General features: G+C 69.3%; 17 protein-coding genes. 9 read left to right on the top strand and 8 right to left on the bottom strand.

The window, feature by feature from the left end:
- Positions 1 to 38: 38 nt before the first annotated feature.
- Entirely contained in the window at positions 39 to 1202 is a 1164-nt protein-coding gene (hemW, locus tag AC3WJT_RS02220; protein ID WP_492341436.1) for a radical SAM family heme chaperone HemW, read from the bottom strand.
- On the bottom strand, positions 1199 to 1798 hold the full coding sequence (gene rdgB / locus AC3WJT_RS02215; RefSeq protein ID WP_492341435.1) for an RdgB/HAM1 family non-canonical purine NTP pyrophosphatase: 600 nt from the start codon (positions 1796 to 1798) through the stop codon (positions 1199 to 1201). The genes hemW and rdgB overlap by 4 nt, the downstream gene beginning before the upstream one ends.
- Positions 1799 to 2324: 526 nt before the next feature.
- Here rdgB and AC3WJT_RS02210 point away from each other — a divergent pair.
- Together AC3WJT_RS02210 and AC3WJT_RS02205 are read left to right on the top strand one after the other, a co-directional pair.
- A complete protein-coding gene (locus AC3WJT_RS02210; RefSeq protein ID WP_492341434.1) occupies positions 2325 to 2861 on the top strand; it encodes a DUF2975 domain-containing protein in 537 nt (178 codons plus the stop codon).
- A 16-nt stretch (positions 2862 to 2877) separates the two neighbouring features.
- A complete protein-coding gene (locus AC3WJT_RS02205) occupies positions 2878 to 3129 on the top strand; it encodes a helix-turn-helix domain-containing protein (protein WP_492341433.1) in 252 nt (83 codons plus the stop codon).
- Positions 3130 to 3216: 87 nt separating this feature from the next.
- Here the strand turns inward: AC3WJT_RS02205 and rph are convergent, their stop codons facing one another.
- The gene (gene rph, locus AC3WJT_RS02200; RefSeq protein WP_492341432.1) at positions 3217 to 3933 is read right to left on the bottom strand and encodes a ribonuclease PH; all 717 of its coding nucleotides are present in this window, start codon (positions 3931 to 3933) and stop codon (positions 3217 to 3219) included.
- Between the two features lie 95 nt (positions 3934 to 4028).
- On the opposite strand from rph, the gene hrcA reads away from it, so the two are divergent.
- The 3 genes from hrcA to dnaN all read left to right on the top strand — a co-directional run bounded on the left by hrcA (position 4029) and on the right by dnaN (position 7133).
- On the top strand, positions 4029 to 5105 hold the full coding sequence (gene hrcA, locus AC3WJT_RS02195) for a heat-inducible transcriptional repressor HrcA (protein ID WP_492341431.1): 1077 nt from the start codon (positions 4029 to 4031) through the stop codon (positions 5103 to 5105).
- 6 nt (positions 5106 to 5111) lie between these two features.
- The gene (gene grpE / locus AC3WJT_RS02190; protein ID WP_492341430.1) at positions 5112 to 5732 is read left to right on the top strand and encodes a nucleotide exchange factor GrpE; all 621 of its coding nucleotides are present in this window, start codon (positions 5112 to 5114) and stop codon (positions 5730 to 5732) included.
- A gap of 282 nt (positions 5733 to 6014) precedes the next feature.
- Positions 6015 to 7133 carry a DNA polymerase III subunit beta gene (dnaN, locus tag AC3WJT_RS02185; protein WP_492341429.1) on the top strand — a complete coding sequence of 373 codons (1119 nt, stop codon included), beginning with the start codon at positions 6015 to 6017 and terminating at the stop codon, positions 7131 to 7133.
- A 7-nt stretch (positions 7134 to 7140) separates the two neighbouring features.
- On the opposite strand, the gene AC3WJT_RS02180 is transcribed toward dnaN, so the two are convergent.
- On the bottom strand, positions 7141 to 7623 hold the full coding sequence (locus AC3WJT_RS02180) for a GNAT family N-acetyltransferase (RefSeq protein ID WP_492341428.1): 483 nt from the start codon (positions 7621 to 7623) through the stop codon (positions 7141 to 7143).
- Between the two features lie 46 nt (positions 7624 to 7669).
- Here AC3WJT_RS02180 and AC3WJT_RS02175 point away from each other — a divergent pair, with 46 nt between their 5' ends.
- The 3 genes from AC3WJT_RS02175 to gyrB all read left to right on the top strand — a co-directional run bounded on the left by AC3WJT_RS02175 (position 7670) and on the right by gyrB (position 11723).
- A complete protein-coding gene (locus tag AC3WJT_RS02175) occupies positions 7670 to 7981 on the top strand; it encodes a DUF6665 family protein (RefSeq protein ID WP_492341427.1) in 312 nt (103 codons plus the stop codon).
- A 154-nt stretch (positions 7982 to 8135) separates the two neighbouring features.
- Entirely contained in the window at positions 8136 to 9281 is a 1146-nt protein-coding gene (gene recF, locus AC3WJT_RS02170; protein WP_492341426.1) for a DNA replication/repair protein RecF, read from the top strand.
- Positions 9282 to 11723: a DNA topoisomerase (ATP-hydrolyzing) subunit B gene (gyrB, locus tag AC3WJT_RS02165; RefSeq protein WP_492341425.1), complete on the top strand. Its 2442-nt coding sequence runs from the start codon at positions 9282 to 9284 to the stop codon at positions 11721 to 11723.
- Here gyrB and recQ read toward each other — a convergent pair.
- Positions 11720 to 13549, bottom strand: coding sequence for a DNA helicase RecQ (gene recQ / locus AC3WJT_RS02160; RefSeq protein ID WP_492341424.1), 1830 nt, complete (start codon positions 13547 to 13549; stop codon positions 11720 to 11722). The genes gyrB and recQ overlap by 4 nt on opposite strands.
- Positions 13550 to 13718: 169 nt before the next feature.
- Between recQ and AC3WJT_RS02155 the strand changes: the two genes are divergently transcribed.
- Entirely contained in the window at positions 13719 to 15668 is a 1950-nt protein-coding gene (locus AC3WJT_RS02155; RefSeq protein WP_492341423.1) for a transglycosylase domain-containing protein, read from the top strand.
- 10 nt (positions 15669 to 15678) lie between these two features.
- On the opposite strand, the gene AC3WJT_RS02150 is transcribed toward AC3WJT_RS02155, so the two are convergent.
- The 3 genes from AC3WJT_RS02150 to AC3WJT_RS02140 all read right to left on the bottom strand — a co-directional run bounded on the left by AC3WJT_RS02150 (position 15679) and on the right by AC3WJT_RS02140 (position 18539).
- Positions 15679 to 16413 carry a M48 family metallopeptidase gene (locus tag AC3WJT_RS02150; protein WP_492342354.1) on the bottom strand — a complete coding sequence of 245 codons (735 nt, stop codon included), beginning with the start codon at positions 16411 to 16413 and terminating at the stop codon, positions 15679 to 15681.
- A 43-nt stretch (positions 16414 to 16456) separates the two neighbouring features.
- A complete protein-coding gene (locus AC3WJT_RS02145) occupies positions 16457 to 17707 on the bottom strand; it encodes a polyhydroxyalkanoate depolymerase (protein WP_492341422.1) in 1251 nt (416 codons plus the stop codon).
- Positions 17708 to 17939: 232 nt separating this feature from the next.
- On the bottom strand, positions 17940 to 18539 hold the full coding sequence (locus AC3WJT_RS02140) for an SCO family protein (protein WP_492341421.1): 600 nt from the start codon (positions 18537 to 18539) through the stop codon (positions 17940 to 17942).
- Positions 18540 to 18564 lie beyond the last annotated feature (25 nt).

The following is an 18564-nucleotide window of genomic DNA, read 5'->3' as shown; positions in this document are numbered from 1 at the left end:
GAGACTATCGGCCCGGTCGCATTGCGCAATCGGGGCCGTCAGCCCGGGGACGCGCCGAGGATCAGGGCGCGGGTGACGCCGTCGAGCATGACCCGGCCGGCGGAGGTGGCGCGCAGGCAGGCGGGATCGGTGGCCAGCAGGCCCTGTTCGATCAGGTCGGCGACCGCGGGATGGGCGGGGGACAGGCCCAATGCGGCGAGTTCGCTGAAGGCGACGCCCTCGCCGGTTCGCAACCCCATCAGCAGCCGCTCCTCCGCCGTCTCGATCGGCGACAGCGCCTCCGGGGCCCGGAAGCCGAGGCCGGTCGCCTCGACATTGCCGATGTAGTCGCCGACGCGCATCGCCGCCTCGGTCGCGGTGCGCACGCCATGCAGGCGCAGTCTGCCATGGGCGCCGGGGCCGACGCCGACATAGTCCTGACCGCGCCAGTAGACGAGGTTGTGCCGCGACCGGGCGGCCGCGCCGCGCGCATGGTTGCTGACCTCGTAGGCTTCGAACCCCGCAGCCTCCAGTACGGCCTGGGTCGTCGCGTAGAGCGCCGCGCCGGCCTCGTCGTCCGCCGGCCGGAACAGGCCCCGTCCGACCGCCCGGTCAAACGCGGTGCCCGCCTCGATGGTCAGCTGGTAGGGCGAGATGTGCTCAGCGCCGAGGTCGAGGGCCCGGGCGAGCTGGTCGGTCCAGGCCGCGATCGTCTGGCCGGGCAGGGCGTAGATCATGTCGACCGACAGGCGCGGGAACGTCCGGGCCGCCAGATCGGCCGCCCGACGCGCCTCTGCGGCGTCGTGGTTTCGGCCGAGGAAGCTCAGCGCCGCGTCATCGAACGACTGCAGGCCCAGCGACAGCCGCGTGACGCCCGCGGCCGCGAAGGCCGCGAACCGGCCGGCTTCGGCGTCCGTGGGATTGGCCTCAAGGCTGACCTCAAGATCCGCGGCGGGCTCCCACAGCCGGCGGGCCGTGGCGACAATGTCGGAGGCCCATTGCGGGTCCATCAGCGAGGGGGTCCCGCCGCCGAGGAAAACCGACACCAGCCGCCGAGGTCCGGTCAGGGCGCGCTGGGCGTCCAGATCACGGACGATGGCGGCGGCCAGATCAGCCTGCTCGGCCTGCCTGCGGTCGCGCACGACGTTGAAGTCGCAGTAGGGGCAGATCTTCGCGCAGTAGGGCCAGTGAACATAGACCCCCAGCGGGGCGAGATCGGTCAAAAGAGGGCGGCCTTGAGGGTCTCGAACGCCCGGGCGCGGTGGCTGATGGCGTCCTTCGCGGCGGGATCCATCTCGCCGAAGGTCTCGCTGTAGCCGTCGGGAATGAAGATCGGATCATAGCCGAAGCCGCGGTCGCCCCGACCCGGGAACACCAGCCGGCCATCGATGCGACCCTCGACGACCACGGAGGGCCCGTCGGGCCAGGCGACGGCGAGCGCGCTGGTGAACCAGGCCGAGCGGTCGTCGGAGCCGGTCTCGATCAGCCGCTCCTCGACCTTGGCCATGGCGACGGCGAAGTCCTTGGCCGGGCCGGCCCAGCGGGCGGAGAAGATGCCCGGCGAGCCGTCCAGCGCCGCTACCGACAGGCCGGAGTCGTCGGCCAGGGCGATCTTCCCGCTAAGGGCGGCCGCGTGGCGCGCCTTGAGCAGGGCGTTGCCGGTGAAGGTGGATTCGGTCTCGTCCGGCTCGGGCAGGCCCAGGCTTCCGGCGGCGAGGATCTCGAACCGGCCGTCGAGCAGGGCGACCAGCTCCTTCGCCTTGCCGGGATTGTGGGTCGCGGCGACCAGGGTGGTTCCGGGCTGGAGGATCAGCGGCATGGGGGTGTCCTTTCGCGCCCGCCTTCCTCGCCCCGAAGCGGCCCGGGCGCAAGCGTGCCGATTTCATGCTGCAGTGCATTACGGCCGCGTAATGATGTTACGCAAGTTTAATATCGTTTATCGATAATCTTCTTGATCGAAGAACGGCAAATACCTAGTTTGGGGATGCGGACGGGACGCGAGTTCAGCCGCTGGGTGTGGAGGGGATCCACATTCATATTGCACCGCAACATCAAGGAGGGACTCATGTCCGCGCAAAAACTCACCAACATCGTCGACAAGATCGCGATGACTTTCGTCAACGCCGCTCTGCTGGCCGCCCTGCCTGTGGCGGCGGTTATGTTCGTCTCCAGCTCGCTCTGATCGGCCTCTTTAATGAGGGCCCCGATCAGGGCATCCTCGCCGGCCGCCCCGCGGCTCGCCTCCCCTGACCGATGCCGGGCGCATCTGTTCGGCGAGGCGAGCTGAGAGGGGCCGGCGGGATCCGGGCTTCCGGACCGGAAACGCATTCACGGGGGACTGCGCCATGCGCGCTTTGGGACCAGGCTCAGTCTCGAGCTTCCTGAAGACCATTCTCGACGTCGTGCACTACGCGTTGTGGGTGCTCATCGGCGGCGCGCTGGTGTTTGCGCTCGTCTCCCTGCTGTTCAGCTTCAACCCGGGCCTGCTGGCCGGCTGGGTTCCCTTCAGCGAGAAACTCGCCGGGCTGGTCGAACGCGGCCCGGCTTTCGCGACGGTGCTGGTCGCCGGCGCCGCCTACATGGGCGGGGTGCTGGCGATCGTCGACATCCTGCGGCGCATCTTCGTCACCCTGACCGCCGGCGACCCGTTTCATCCGGACAATGTCCGCCGGTTGCGCCTCGTCGGCCTGATCTTCGGCGGGCTGGAGATCGGCCGCTTCGTCCTGGCCGGCGTACTGGCGCTGATGATGCCGGGCCAGGTCAGGACGGTCGAAGGCACGCTCAATCTGACGACCTGGTTCGCCGTGCTGGTGATCTTCGTTCTGGCCGAAGTGTTTCGTGAAGGCGCCCGCCTGCGCAACGAAGCCGAACTGACGATCTAGGGATCAGGCGCGCATCATGGCCATTCGCTGCACTCTCGACCGCATGCTGCAGGAGCGACGGATGTCGCTGACCGAGCTGGCCGACCGCGTCGGCGTGACCATCGCCAATCTGTCGATCCTGAAAACCGGCAAGGCCCGCGCCCTGCGCTTCTCAACCCTCGACGCCCTGTGCCGGGAGCTGCAGTGCCAGCCCGGCGACATCGTCATCTTCGAGCCCGGCCCCGGCATGGAGCTGGAGGACGACGAGGATGCCTACGGCGGGGCTTAGCGGGGACATGTACCGCAGGTACGTGTCCCCCAATCGAGGTGCAGCGGGTTTAGGGGACACGTACCTCCGGTACATGTCCCCGGGCGACTAACCCCCGACCGCGGCCTTCTGCAGCGCGAACAGCTCGCCGATGCCCTTTTCAGCCAGGCCGAACAGCGCCTCGAACTCGGCGCGGGTGAAGCCGCGCTTTTCGCCGGTCGCCTGGATCTCGACGATGTCGCCATTGCCGGTCAGGACGAAGTTGGAGTCGGCCTCGGCCGAAGAGTCCTCCTCGTAGTCGAGATCGAGCACGGCGAGGTTCTGGTGCACACCGCAGGACACCGCCGCGACCTGGTCGAGGATCGGGTCCGTCTTGATGACCCCCTCTTCCAGCAGGTAGCGGGTCGCCAGCCGCAGCGCGACCCAGGCGCCGGTGATCGCCGCGGTGCGGGTGCCGCCGTCGGCCTGGACCACGTCGCAGTCGATCTGGATCTGCCGCTCGCCGAGCGCCTTCATGTCGACCACGGCGCGCAGGGACCGGCCGATCAGCCGCTGGATCTCCTGGGTGCGTCCCGACTGCTTGCCCTGGGCGGCCTCCCGGCGGCCGCGGGTGTGGGTGGCCCGGGGCAACATGCCGTACTCGGCCGTGACCCAGCCGGCGCCCTTGCCGCGCATCCAGCCGGGAACGCCCTCGTCGACGCTGGCGGTCACCAGCACCTTGGTGTGCCCGAAGGTCACCAGGCAGGAGCCCTCGGCATAGCGGTTGACGCCGGTCTCGAGGGTCACGGTGCGCATCTGGTCGGGCGCGCGCTCGGAAGGTCGCATGGTATTGTTCCCAGGATCGGCGCACGGGTTGCGCGCGGGCAGGCGCCGCTTATCCTATTGGCCGACAGGTCGTCCACCGGCCTGCAGCAGGACCCATGACCCCGATCTTCACCAGCGGCCCCTCCCGCACCGCCAGCCTGACCGATCTGGATGACCGCGCCCGTGACATCTTCCGGCGGATCGTGGAGAGCTATCTGGAGACCGGCGACCCGGTCGGCTCGCGCACCCTGTCGAAAGGCGGCGTCCAGTTGTCGCCGGCCTCGATCCGCAACACCATGCAGGACCTGGCGGGGCTGGGCCTGCTCGACTCGCCGCACACCAGCGCCGGGCGGATGCCGACGCACGCCGGGCTGCGGCTGTTCGTCGACGGCCTGCTGGAGGTCGGCGACGTCGGCGAGGCCGAGCGGCGCGAGATCGACGCCCGCCTGTCGGCCCACGGCCGCAACTTCGAAGACGCCCTGAACGAGGCCAGCTCGATCCTGTCGGGCCTGGCCGGCGGGGCGGGGATGGTGGTCAGCCCCTCGCGGGACGCCGGCGTCAAGCATGTCGAGTTCGTCGCGCTCGACGCCGACCGCGCCCTGGCGGTCATGGTGTTCGAGGACGGCCAGGTCGAGAACCGGCTGATGCGGCTGTCGCCCGGTCTGACGCCCTCGGCCCTGCAGGAAGCCTCCAACTTCCTCGCCTCGCGGCTCAAGGGGCGGACGCTGATCCAGGCCCAGGCCGAGATCCGCAACGAACTCGACCGCGCCCGCACCGAGCTGGACCAGACCGCCGCCCGGCTGGTCGAGGATGGTCTGGCGGCCTGGAGCGGCGGCGAGGGCGCCGACCGGGCGCTGATCGTCCGCGGCCGGGCCAACCTGCTGAACGACCCGTCGGCGGCCGGCGACCTGGCCAAGGTCCAGCGGCTGTTCGACGATCTGGAGCAGAAGGAACAGCTGATCGGCCTGCTCGACGGGGTCCGTGACGCCCAGGGCGTGCGGATTTTCATCGGCGCCGAAACGCGACTTTTCTCGCTTTCGGGTTCCGCCGTGATCGCGGCGCCCTATATGACGGGCCGACAGAAGGTGCTGGGCGCGATCGGCGTGATCGGTCCGGCCCGCCTCAACTATGCCCGGATCATCCCGCTGGTGGACTACACCGCGCGGGTCCTGGGCCGAATGCTGGACGGATAGACGAGTATGACTGACGAAACCGCCGCCAACGGCCACGATCCCGAGATCGAAACCGCCGAGGAAGCCGCCGAAGCCGACGTCGAGGCGATGAAGGTCGAGATCGCGGCCCTGAAGGACCAGATCCTCCGCTACGCCGCCGAGGCCGACAACGTCCGCCGCCGCGCCGAGCGCGAGGCCAACGACACGCGCGCCTACGCGATCCAGAAGTTCGCCCGCGACCTGTTCGCGGTCGCCGACCACCTGTCGGCCGCCACGACCCACGCGCCGCGCGACTTCAACGACCAGGTGGTCAAGAACTTCGTCGTCGGCGTCGAGATGACCGAGAAGGAACTGGCCTCGGCGTTCGAGCGCAACGGCCTGAAAAAGCTGGCCCCCGAGCGCGGCGGCAAGTTCGATCCCCACCAGCACCAGGCGATGATGGAACAGCCCGGCGAGGGCGTCGCCCCCGGCGCGATCATCAAGACCCTGCAGGCCGGCTACGAACTGCACGGCCGGATCGTGCGCCCGGCGATGGTCGTGGTCGCTTCGAAGACGGGCGCGGCGGACGCCGGCGCGGCCCCGGCCGCCAACCCCTATGCCGACGCCGACGGCGCCGATGCCGGCGGCTCGGTGGATACGAAGGCGTGACCCTGAAATCCTCTCCGCGAAGCGGGGAGGGGGACCAGCCGGAGGCTGGTGGAGGGGCTGCGCCGGGCTGACCGGAAGGACCTGATTTCGGGATGGGACCGCTTGCTTTCGCGCTGCCCCTCCACCGCTCTTCGAGCGGTCCCCCTCCCCGCTTCGCGGAGAGGATTGGTTCCCCGACCCCCTTCCTTGGCGCGCCTTTTCCGCTAATGTCGCAAGTCCCCTGACAGGCGAAGCGGCGGGGGCCTCGACGATTCGCCTGCCCATTCCGGATTCGGACGAGACATGAAGCTTACGATCGAGCGGGCGGCGCTGCTGAAGGCCCTGGGCCACGTGCAGAGCGTCGTCGAGCGGCGCAACACCATCCCGATCCTGTCGAACGTGCTGCTGACCGCCGAGCGCGAGCGGGTCGGCTTCTCCGCGACCGACCTGGACATGGAGATCATCGACGGCGGCGCGGCCCAGGTCGATGTGCCCGGCCAGATCACCGCGCCCGCCCACACCCTCTACGAGATCGTCCGCAAACTGCCGGAAGGCGCCGACGTGTCCCTGACCCTGTCGGGCGATGACCCCCGGCTGCAAGTCGCCGCCGGTCGTTCGAAGTTCAACCTGCCTGTCCTGCCGGCCGGCGACTTCCCGGTGATGAGCTCGGACGGCCTGTCGGCCCGCATCCCGGTCGACGCCGGCGACCTGATCCGGCTGATCGACAAGACCCGCTTCGCCATCTCCACCGAGGAGACGCGCTACTATCTGAACGGCCTGTACGTGCACACGGTGGTCGAGAACGGCCAGCCGATGCTGCGCTGCGTGGCCACCGACGGCCACCGCCTGGCCCTGGCCGAGATGCCCGCCCCCGAGGGCGCGGCCGGCCAGCCTGGCGTGATCATCCCGCGCAAGACCATCAACGAGGCCCGCCGCCTGCTCGACGACGCCGGCGAGACGGTCGACTTCCAGGTCAGCGCCCAGAAGGTGCGCTTCGAGTTCGGCCAGGCCGCCCTGACCTCCAAGGTCATCGACGGCTCGTTCCCGGACTACATGCGCGTCATCCCGCGCGACAACCAGAAGGTCATGCTCGTCGACAACGCCCTGTTCGCCCAGGCGGTGGACCGCGTGGCGACCATCTCGGCGGAAAAGAGCCGCTCGGTGAAGCTGGCCATCGAGTCCGGCAAGGTCACCCTGACGGTGCGCAACATGGAAGCCGGCCAGGCGGTCGAAGAGGTCGAGGTCGACTACGACGGGGAGTCGTTCGAGATCGGCTTCAACGCCCGCTACCTGCTCGACGTCACCGGCCAGATCGGCGGCGAGACGGCCGAATTCCGCTTCGCCGATCCGGCCAGCCCGACGCTGGTGCTGGATCCGACGGACGCCGGGGTGAAGTACGTGCTGATGCCGCTGCGGGTGTAGGGCTCTCTTAGCCCAGCCCCTTCACCAGCAGGACCGTCGTCAGGCCGCTGTTCCACTCCTCGTCGGGATAGCGATCCGCTTCAAGGTAGCCGCGCGCGGCGTAGAAGGCCTGGCTGCGCAGGTTGAAGGTGTCGGTCTCCAGCCGCGCCGTGGGGAAACCCGCCGACGCAATCTCCGCCTCCGCCCAGTCCATCAGCCGCCCGCCGACGCCGGTCCGCGCGTGGCTCGCCCGCACATGCAGGGCGTTGATAAAGTCGCCGTTCCAGTCGACGAACCCGACCACCTCGCCGCCGACCGCGGCGACGCGGAACAGCAAACCCCGCTCGCCGACGTAGGCCGCCGGCCGGTCCTCGCTCTGAAACGCCCGCGCAGCCTCGGCGGTGAGTTCGGGCAGCCAGGTGCTCTCGAAGGTGTCGCGGAGGATCGCCTTGCACGCCGCCGCGTCGTCCGGGCGGGCCTGTCGGATGAGGATGTCGGGCGCGGACGTCATGGCCGGGAGGCTACGCATTCGCTCCGGCCGGCGCTAGATTGCGCCCATGTCCCTGCGCCTGCCCCAGACCCTGGCGACCACAGCCTCGACCGTCGAGGTCTTCGACGCCGGGCTTCAGACCGAACTGATGGCCGAGAAGGCCGCGTCGCTGGGCCGGGCCGGAAAGCGGGTCGAGACCACGCTGGCGGCGTTGCGTGAGGCGTCCACTGAAGACCGCCCCGCCGCCCTCAAGGCCGCCGCGGACGCGGTCTGGAGCCTGTTCGTCCAGCGCGAGATCTGCGGCCAGCGCGATCAGAGGCCGGTGATCGAGATCTACGGGATTCCGACAGAGGTGCTGGTCCGGCTGGGGGCTCGCTGAGCCACCACTCGACCCCGTCATCCTGGGCCTTGTGCCCAGGACCCCTCTACCCGGCTCGCACGTGAGAGCGTGAATTTGCACCGCCCCCGCGGCGGAAAAAGGGGTCCTCGCCACAAGGGCGAGGATGACGGATGAGGGTATGCTAGGGAGCCCCATGCACTCGGCCCTGACCACCCTGACCCTGACCGACTTCCGCTCCTACGGGCGGGCGGAGCTGCGCGCGGATGGACGGACGGTGTTCCTGTTTGGGCCGAACGGGGCGGGGAAGACCAATCTGCTGGAAGCGATCAGCCTGCTGTCGCCGGGACGGGGCCTGCGCGGGTCGGGGCTGGCGGAGGTCGGACGGCGGATGCCGGGCGAGGCCGTCGGACGCGCCTGGGCGGTGTCGGCGGTGATCGACGCGGGCGAGGACGCCGTGCAGCTGGGCACGGGTGTCGACCAGCCCGGCTCGGCGCGACGGATCGTGCGGCTGGAGGGTGAGACCGTGCCGCCGGGACGCATGGCCGACCATATCCGGCCGATCTGGCTGACCCCGGCGCAGGATCGGCTGTTCCTCGAGGCCGCCGGCGACCGTCGGCGGTTCTTCGACCGGCTGGTGTTCGCCGCCGAGCCCGCGCACGCGGCCCATGCCGGGGCCTATGACAAGGCCCAGCGCGAGCGGATGCGGCTGCTGACCGACGAGGCCCAGCGGCCAGATCCCGTCTGGCTGTCGGCGCTGGAAGCGCGGATGGCGCAGGCCGGGGCGTTGATGGCGCAGGCGCGCGCGCGGACGCTGTCCGCCCTGCAGACGGAGATCGACGGCCGCGGCGAGCGCCCCTTCCCGCAGGCCCGGCTGAGCCTCACCGGCGACTGGGAGAAGCTGGCGGCCGAGGGGGTCGAAACAGGTGAAATCGAGACCCGGCTGGCGGCTGCCCTGGCCGCCGCGCGCAGCCGCGATTCGTCCGCCGGACGGGCGCTGACCGGTCCGCACAGGGGCGATCTGGCGGTGATCCACGCCGAAAAGGACCGGCCCGCCGCGGAATGTTCGACCGGAGAGCAGAAAGCCTTGATTCTGAACCTGGTTTTGGCCCAGGCGGCGCGACTTTCCGCTGCAGAATCAGCGCCGGCTCCTGTATTATTGCTGGACGAAGTCGCCGCTCATCTCGACCCGCTCCGGCGGGCCGCGCTGGCGGATGAAATCGCGGCGCTCGGCCTCCAGGCATTCCTGACAGGGACGGACGAGCAGCTGTTCGACCCCTTCAAGGGTCAGGCCCTCGGCGTCCGCGTGGAAGCCTCCGGTCTGACCGTTCTGGACTGCTGAATGACCGACGAAACCGAAGACCATGGCGCGCCCCAGGCGCACGGCGAATACGACGCCGACTCGATCAAGGTGCTCAAGGGCCTGGACGCCGTGCGCAAGCGCCCCGGGATGTACATCGGCGATACCGATGACGGCTCGGGCCTGCACCACATGGTCTACGAGGTGGTCGACAACGCCATCGACGAGGCGCTGGCCGGTCACGCCACCAAGGTCGAGGTGATCCTCAACGCCGACGGCAGCTGCACGGTCACCGACGACGGCCGCGGCATCCCGGTCGACATGCACGAGGGCGAGGGCGTCAGCGCGGCCGAGGTCATCATGACCCAGCTGCACGCGGGCGGGAAATTCGACCAGAACAGCTACAAGGTCTCCGGCGGCCTGCACGGCGTGGGCGTCTCGGTGGTCAACGCGCTGAGCGACTGGCTGGAGCTGAAGATCTTCCGCAATGGCAAGGCGCACCAGATGCGCTTCGAGCGCGGCGACGCGGTGTCCTCGCTGGTCATCACCGGCGATGCGCCGATCCGCGGCGAGGGCGACAGCCGCGAGGGCCAGCCCCTGACCGGCACCCAGGTGACCTTCTTCCCCTCGGTGACGACCTTCGCCTTCATCGAGTTCGACCGGAAGACGCTGGAGCACCGTCTGCGCGAGCTGGCCTTCCTCAACAGCGGCGTGACGATCCACTTCCGTGACCTGCGCGACGCCGAGCCGTGGGAAGAGATCCTGCACTACGAAGGCGGCATCGAGGCCTTCGTGCGTCACCTCGACAAGGCCAAGACGGCCCTGATCAGGGCCCCCATCTCGGTCCGCGGCGTGCGCGAGAAGGTCGAGATCGACCTCTCCCTGCAGTGGAACGACAGCTACCACGAGCACATGCTGTGCTTCACCAACAACATCCCCCAGAAGGACGGCGGCACCCACCTGTCGGCCTTCCGCGCGGCGCTGACGCGGGTGATCACCAACTACGCCGAGAGCTCCGGCCTGGCGAAGAAGGAGAAGGTCTCGGTCACCGGCGAGGACGCCCGTGAAGGCCTGACCTGCGTGCTGTCGGTGAAGGTGCCGGACCCGAAGTTCTCGTCCCAGACCAAGGACAAGCTGGTCTCCTCCGAGGTGCGTCCGGCCGTTGAAGGCCTGGTCCAGGAGGGCCTCGCCACCTGGTTCGAGGAAAACCCGGCCGAGGGCCGCGCGATCGTGATGAAGATCGCCGAGGCCGCCGCCGCCCGCGACGCCGCCCGCAAGGCCCGCGAACTGACCCGTCGCAAGAGCGCGCTCGACATCACCAGCCTGCCCGGCAAGCTGGCCGACTGTCAGGAACGCGACCCGGCCAAATCCGAACTGTTCATCGTCGAAGGGGACTCCGCCGGCGGCTCGGCCAAACAGGCCCGCAACCGCGAGAACCAGGCCGTGCTGCCGCTGCGCGGCAAGATCCTCAACGTCGAGCGGGCGCGGTTCGACAAGATGCTCGGGTCCGAGCAGGTCGGCACCCTGATCATGGCGCTGGGCGCCGGCATCGGCCGCGACGAATTCGACATCAACAAGATGCGCTACCACCGCATCGTCATCATGACCGACGCCGACGTCGACGGCGCCCACATCCGCACGCTGCTGCTGACCTTCTTCTACCGGCAGATGCCGGAGGTGATCGAGCGCGGCTACCTCTACATCGCCCAGCCGCCGCTCTACAAAGCCGCCAAGGGCAAGTCCTCGCGCTACCTCAAGGACGACGCGGAGATGGACATCTTCCTCATCGACGAGGGCGTCGACGGGGCGGAACTTGACCTCTCCAGCGGCGAGCGGATGACCGGGGCGGACCTGCTGGCGCTGGTGCAGACCTGCCGCGGGGCCAAGGCCAACATCGAGCGGCTGTCGGCCCGCGCGCCGTCCTTCGCCATCGAACAGACGGCGCTGGCCGGACTGATGGGCGACACGCCCGATCTGGACGAGGCGGCCCGCCGGCTGAACCTCTACGCCCAGGAAGGCGACGGCCCCTGGTCCGGCGAGCGCGGCGAGACCGGCTTCGTCTTCAGCCGGGTCAAGCGCAGCGTGTCGGAAAAGATCGTGCTGGAAGACGCCCTGCTGCAGGCCGCCGACGCCCGCCGTCTGGCCGAGCGCTCCGCCCTGCTGGCCGAGACTTTCCAGGGCCAGGCCGTGTTTCGCCGCAAGGACAAGAGCACGACCATCCGCGGCCCGCTCGACCTCGTCGCCGCGGTGATGGACGCCGGCCGCAAGGGCCTGTCGATCCAGCGCTACAAGGGCCTGGGTGAAATGAACCCCGAGCAGCTGTGGGAAACCACCCTCGATTCCGAGGCCCGGACCCTGCTGCAGGTGAAGGTCAACCACGCCGACGACGCCGACGACATGTTCGCCCGGCTGATGGGCGAGCTGGTCGAGCCGCGCCGCGAGTTCATCCAGGCCAACGCGCTGGACGCCGAGGTGGACGTCTAGTTGTCCTTGACCACCTTCAGCACGGCCGCACCGTAGCGCTGGAGCTTGGAGTCGCCGACGCCCGTGGCCAGCAGCAGCTCGGCCGGCGAGCGGGGCCTGAGCCGGACGATGTCGTGCAGGGTCTTGTCGCCGAAGATCACGTAGGGCGGCACATGCTGCTCGTGCGCCTCGTCGCGGCGCCAGGCGCGCAGGGCCTCGAACAGCACCAGATCGTCGCCAGCGAACTCCGTCATCGCCTCGCGGGCGCGCTTGCGCGGGCGTCCTGAACGGGTCGTGGCGTCGGCGCCCTCAGGCTGCTTGCGCACCGCCACCCGACGCTCGCCGCGGTAGACACCCTTGACCCCGTCGGCGTCGCCCAGGCCGATCAGCGGCCGGCCTTCGTTGGGGTCTTCCTTTAGCAGCCCGTCGAACAGCAGCTGGTCGATCAGGTCGCGCCAGGCGTTCGGGCTGAACTCCTTGCCCACGCCGTAGGTCGACAGGGCCGCCTCGCTGTCGTGGACGTCCTTGGTCTTGCCCAGCAGATGGTCGATCAGCCGGCCGCGTCCGAACCGGCCGCCCAGGCGGTGCACGGCGGCCAGAGCCTTTTGCGCCGGGACCGTCGCGTCGATCGACTCCGGCGGCGCAAGGCACAGATCACAGACCCCGCAGGCCTCGACCCCCTCCTCGCCGAAATAGCGGCGCACGGCGGCGGCGCGACAGGAGACCCCGTCGAGCATGCCGTAGAGCTGGCGCAGCTTGCGGTTCTGGACCTGACGGACCTCCTCGCTGACCTCGCGGCCGGCGGTGCGGCGCAGGGCCCAGGCCATGTCGGCCGAGCCATAGAGGGTGATCCCCTCGGCCGGCTGGCCGTCGCGGCCCGCGCGGCCGATCTCCTGCCAGTAGGCCTCGATCGAGGCGGGCGGGTCGGCGTGGATCACGAACCGGACGTCCGGCTTGTCGACGCCCATGCCGAAGGCGATGGTCGCGACCATCACCGCGGCGTCGGCCTCGAGGAACTTCTCCAGCCGTTCGGTGCGCAGGTTGCGGTCGAGGCCGGCGTGGTAGGCCAGGGCCGGGACGCCGACCGCGGCCAGCCGCTCGGCCAGCTTGTCCGTGCCGTCGCGCGAGCCGGCGTAGACCACACCCGACCGGCCCGGCCTGGCCAGCACCAGTTCCTCGACCCGCGCATGGCCCTGCCCCCGCTTGCGCTCGGCGGCCAGCGCCAGCTCGGGCCGGGCGAAGCTGTCGACGAATTCGGCGCTGTCCTGGAGCCGCAGTTCGGCGCGAATGTCGTCGCGGGTCCGGGCGTCAGCGGTGGCGGTCACCGCCAGGCGCGGGACGTCCGGGAAGATCTCGGCCAGCCGCCCGAGCATCCGGTATTCCGGCCGGAAGTCGTGGCCCCACTGGCTGACGCAGTGCGCCTCGTCGATCGCCGCCAGCGCCAGCGGCAGCCGGCGCAGCCGATCCAGCGTCGCGCCCTGCATCAGGCCTTCGGGCGACAGGTAGAGCAGGTCCAGTTCGCCCTGCTCGGCGCGGCGCCAGACGTCGGCGCGCTCGTCGAGCGAGTGGTTGGAGTCGAGCCGCTCGGCGGCCACACCCGACTGTTTCAGGCCCTCGACCTGGTCGGCCATCAGGGCGATCAGCGGCGAGACGACCAGCCCGACGCCCGGGCGCAGCATGGCCGGGATCTGGTAGCACAGGCTCTTGCCGCCGCCGGTCGGCAGCACGGCCATGGCGCTGCGGCCGGCGAGGATCTCGGTGATCACCGCGGCCTGCAGCCCGCGGAACTCGGCATGGCCGAAGACGCGGCGCAGGATGTCGCGGGCGGGAGCGAGAGAATCGGTCACGGCCCGCTTATGGCCTCCGGGCGCGGCCTTGCTAACCCCCTGCGCCGTTTCTGCATGGACACGCCGCGAAAAGGGCGTGTTCATTGCCCATCAACCATGATCAAGGCATCAGGATTGCGACGCTTCGACGGAAGTGTCGGCGGCAATTTTCCGGAACAGCGACAGCGACATGGCGAACCAGCAGGGCGTCAAACGGACACCCCTACAGGCCTTCCTCTACTGGGGGGCTGTGGTCGGCGTGTGGGGACTGATCTTCCTCGTCGCCTTCTTCGCGGTGTTCGCCACCGACCTGCCCGACGTGTCCAAGCTGAACACCGTGACGCGGCAGCCGTCGATCTCCTATCTGGACCGGTCCGGAGCCCTGATCGCGGTGCGCGGCAGCCAGTACGCGCCGCCCGTCGATCTGGAGAAGCTGCCTGACTATGTCCCGAAGGCCTTCATGGCCATCGAGGACCGGCGCTTCTACTACCACCCCGGCTTCGACCCGATCGGGATCGGCCGCGCGGTGGTCAAGAACATCGGCTGCTGGTGCTTCGCCGCCGGCGGGTCGACCATCACCCAGCAGCTGGCGCGCAACCTGTTCCTGACGCTCGACCAGACGCCGCGCCGCAAGGCGCAGGAACTGATTTTGGCCCTCTGGCTGGAGATGAAGTTCACCAAGAAGGAGATCCTGGCCCTCTATCTGAACAGGGTCTATTTCGGCGCCGGCGCCTACGGCATCGAGGCCGCGGCCCAGCGCTACTTCAACAAGCCGGCCTCGCGGCTGACGCTCGGCGAAGCGGCGCTGCTGGCCGGGATGATGAAGGGCCCCTCGCGCTACAGCCCGGTGTCGGCCACCGAACGGGCCGCACGACGGGCGACCATCGTGCTCGACGAGATGGTCCACACCCGGGCGATCACCAGCCAGGAGCGGGCCGAAGCCTTCCGTACGCCGGTTCGCGTGTCGGCCGTGCTGGCCAACCAGCGGGCGCAGTATTTCACCGACTGGGTCGACGCCCAGGTTCGCGCCCTGGTGGGCGAGCCGACAGAGGATCTGATCGTCGAGACGACGCTCGACCTGCCGATCCAGGCCGCCGCTGAAGCCGCCGTCCGCAGCGGGGTCAAGGGCGCCGCGGGACAGGGCGTTCAGCAGGCCGCCCTTGTGGCGATCGACGGCGAGGGCCGCATCCGCGCCTATGTCGGCGGGGCGGACTACAACGAAAGCCAGTTCGACCGGGCGACCAGCGCCCGTCGCCAGGCGGGGTCGGCCTTCAAGCCGTTCGTCTATCTCGCCGCGATGGAAGCCGGCCGGACGCCCGCTGTGATCGTCGCCGACGAGCCCGTGCGCATCGGCGGCTGGGAGCCGCGCAACTACACCGGCAAGTATCTGGGCGCGATCACCCTGCAGACCGCCCTGGCCCAGTCGGTCAACACCGTCGCGGCCCGGCTGGCCAATGAGGTCGGGGCCGGCAATGTCGCCGCCGCCGCCCGGCGGCTGGGGATCACCAGCAAGATCCAGCTCGCGCCCTCGATGGCGCTGGGCGCGGTCGAGGTGAACCCGCTCGAGATGGCGCAGTCCTACGCCGCCTTCTCCAACGGCGGCTTCCTGGCCAAGGGCTACGGCATCCAGCGTATCCGCACCGCGACCGGCCGGGTGCTCTACGACCGCAACCTGGAAAAGCGGCCCCGTCGATCGGTGATCGGCTCGCCGGCGCTGCAGTACATGAACCAGATGATGCGCGAGGTCGTTACGACCGGAACGGGCAAGCGCGCCCGGGTGGCCGGCTACGACATCGCCGGCAAGACCGGCACGACGAGCGATTATCGCGACGCCTGGTTCGTCGGCTACACCGGCGGCTTCGTCGCCGCCGTCTGGACCGGCAAGGACGACAACACCTCGATGAAGGGCGTCACCGGCGGCGGCGCTCCGGCCACCATCTGGCGCAGCTTCATGGCCCAGGCCCTGCCGAGGCTGAAGTCCCAGGCGATCCCGGGCGGCGTGATCGAGGTCGAGGCGCCGCGCGACGCGATCGGCGACATTCTCTCGACGCTGGGCATGGGCAGCGGCGAGCAGGATCGACCCGCGCCCCAGCCGGAACCAAAAGCGGCTACGCGGCCGCCGGAAGAGATCCCTTACTAGGGAAAGGCGCCTAGCCCCTGCCCACGGCCTGAAGCCGGGCGCCCTCGCGCTTGAGCCAGCCGCGGTGCGGGGCCGGGTCGCCGTTGATCTGACGGACCAGCGCCCAGAAGCGCGGACCGTGGTTGGCCTCGATCAGATGAGCGCACTCGTGGGCGACCACGTAGTCGGCGACTTCCGCCGGGGCCATGGCCAGCCGCCAGCTGTAGCGGATCGCGGCCGGCCCGCGGGCGCTGGTCGGACGGCAGGAGCCCCAACGGCCCCGGGTGTCGGTGATGGCGATCTTCGGCAACGGCTGGTCGAGCGCCGCAACGTGCACGACGGTGCGTTCCGTCAGCCAGCGCCGCGCCTCGACCTTGACCAGGCGCAGGACCCGATCGCCAAAGGCCGCGTCGTCCGGCGCGGTTATGGTGAAGCCGTCCGCGTCTTCCGACAGCTTCGCGCGGCCGGTTCCCGCGACAAGGCGAACGGGACGACCGAACAGGCTGAGCGCGCCGCCGGGACGCAACGGCGTGGTTTGCGGCAGGTCGGCGAGTTGGCCGGCGATCCAGTCCGCGCGTTCGCGGGCGAAGGCGACCGCCTCGCCGAGGCGCCGGGCGCTGGGCGCGGTGGCGATGGCCTCGCGCTTGACCCGGTCGACCCGCAGGCTGATGCGCCGGGCGCGGGCGTTGACCGACAGCCGCACGGGCAGGCCCGCCGCCTCGATGCGGTCGCCGTGGCTGAAGGCGGATCGGCCGAACAGGTTCATCATCCCGTGATTAAGCCGGGCGGCGCGTGCCGCAAAGCCCGATTCAGAAGTCGGGATCGCACTGGCGGATGAAGGCCTGCACGCGGGGGAAGATCTCTTCCCGGAAGCGTTTGCCGTTGAACACGCCATAGTGGCCGACGCCCTGCTGGACATGGTCCAGCTTCATGTCGGCGGGGATGTTCGGACACAGGTCGTGGGCAGCCTGGGTCTGGCCGATGCCGGAGATATCGTCCAGCTCACCCTCAACCGTCATCAGGCCGATGTCGGTGATGGCGGCCGGATTGACCAGCCGGTCGCGGTGCATGAGCTCGCCCTTGGGCAGGGCGTAGGACTGGAACACCTTGTGGATCGTATCGAGGTAGAACTCCTCGGTCAGATCCATCACCGCCAGATACTCGTCGTAGAAGGCGATGTGCTTGTCCGCGCTGTCGCCGTCGCCGGCGACGAGGTTGTCGAAGTAGCGCCGGTGGGCGTCCTTGTGCCGCTCCAGGTTCATCGACATGAAGCTGGCCAGCTGCACGAAGCCCGGATAGACGCGCCGGCCCACGCCCGGATAGGGCGCCGGCACGGTGTAGATCATGCTCGACTGGAACCAGGTGAAGGGCCGCTCCTCGGCCAGCTTGTTGGTCACGGTCGGCGACAGCCGTGCATCGATCGGCGAGCCCATGAAGGTCATGGTGCGCGGCCGGTAGCGGTTGTTCTCCTCGGCCATCAGAGCCGCGGCGGCCAGCACCGGGGGCCCGGGCTGGCAGACGGCGACCACGTGCGCCCGGTGGCCAAGGGCCTCGAGCATCAGCTTGATGTGGTCGATGTAGTCGTCGAAGTCGAAGCGGCCTTCCATCATCGGAACGTCGCGGGCATTGGACCAGTCGGTGATGAACACTGCATGGTCCGGCGCGAAGGCCTCGACCGTGCCGCGCAGCAGGGTGGCGTAGTGGCCGGACATCGGGGCCACGATCAGCACCGCCGGATCGAGCTGGAGCTTTCCGGCGCGGCGCATGTCGGCCATGTCGCGGTCGAACTGGATCAGCCGGCACCAGGGGCTTTCCCAGACCACGGTCGGACGAACCCGGACCTTGTGGTCGTTCACCGTGATCTCGTCGATGTGCCAGTCCGGCTTGCCATAGCGGCGCGTGACGTTGGCGTAGAGGTCTGCGCCGGCGGAGATCTTGCGGCCGATCTGCGAATTGCGGGCGGGATTGAGCGGCGACGTCCACCAGTCGCGCGTCGCGCGCGCGGCGGCGCGCATCGGTGATGCGGCGTAGTAGGTCGCTTCGTGCAGGGCGTAGAGCAATCGAACCTCGTTCGTTGTGCAGCGCAGCATAACACAACGCAGCTTAACGAAGTCCAGTCCGAATTGAGGTGCTAGCGTCCCGATTCCGAAGTTCGCAATGGCATATGGCCTCCTCCGACGAACTTCGGAATCGAAGAGGACGCTAGCAAGACCAGGTTCCTAGTGTGCTTTTGGAATTTGAAGTTCGCTCAATGCGTGATCCAGCCATGAGGCGAACTTCAAATTCAGCACACTAGTCGCCCCGCATGCCCTTGCGGATCTGGTCGGCCATCTGCTCGGGCGTCAGACCGTAGGCCAGCACGCGATCAAACCGTCCGCCGGGGTTCATCAGGTAGGCGGCCGTCGAGTGATTGACCTGGTAGTCAGGGCCGTCGCCCTCGCGCTGGTAGACCACGCGATAGGCCTTCGCCGCCGCCGCTACCTGTTCGGGGGTCCCGGTCAGGCCCAGCGTCGAGGCGGGCAGGTCCTGGGCGTCCAGCCAGTCCTTCAGGACGCGCGGTTTGTCGCGGCCCGGATCCACCGACACGAACACGATCTGGACGTCCTTGCCGTCCGCGCCGAGCAGGTCGACCGCGCCGCGAACCGCCTGCATCGTCGCCGGGCAGATGTCGGGGCAGTAGGTGAAGCCGAAGAAGACCACGCTCCACTTGCCCTTGAGCACCGACTGGTCAACCGGCCTGCCGTCCTGGTTCACCAGCTGGAAAGGTCCACCCACCAGCGCCTGCCCCTGGGTCTGGCTGGGACGGCCTGCGTTGAAGCTCAGCGCGATGAGCACGGCGAGCACCAGGCCGAGGGCGACGGTGACGATCAGCAACAGGCGTTGACGCGACAAGAGTCTCTCCATCAGGGCTCGCCAT

It is taken from the genome of Caulobacter sp. FW305-C-30-S16, assembly GCF_058783025.1.
Note: the sequence above shows the minus strand (reverse complement) of the source record. Positions and strands in the feature narration are given on the sequence as shown.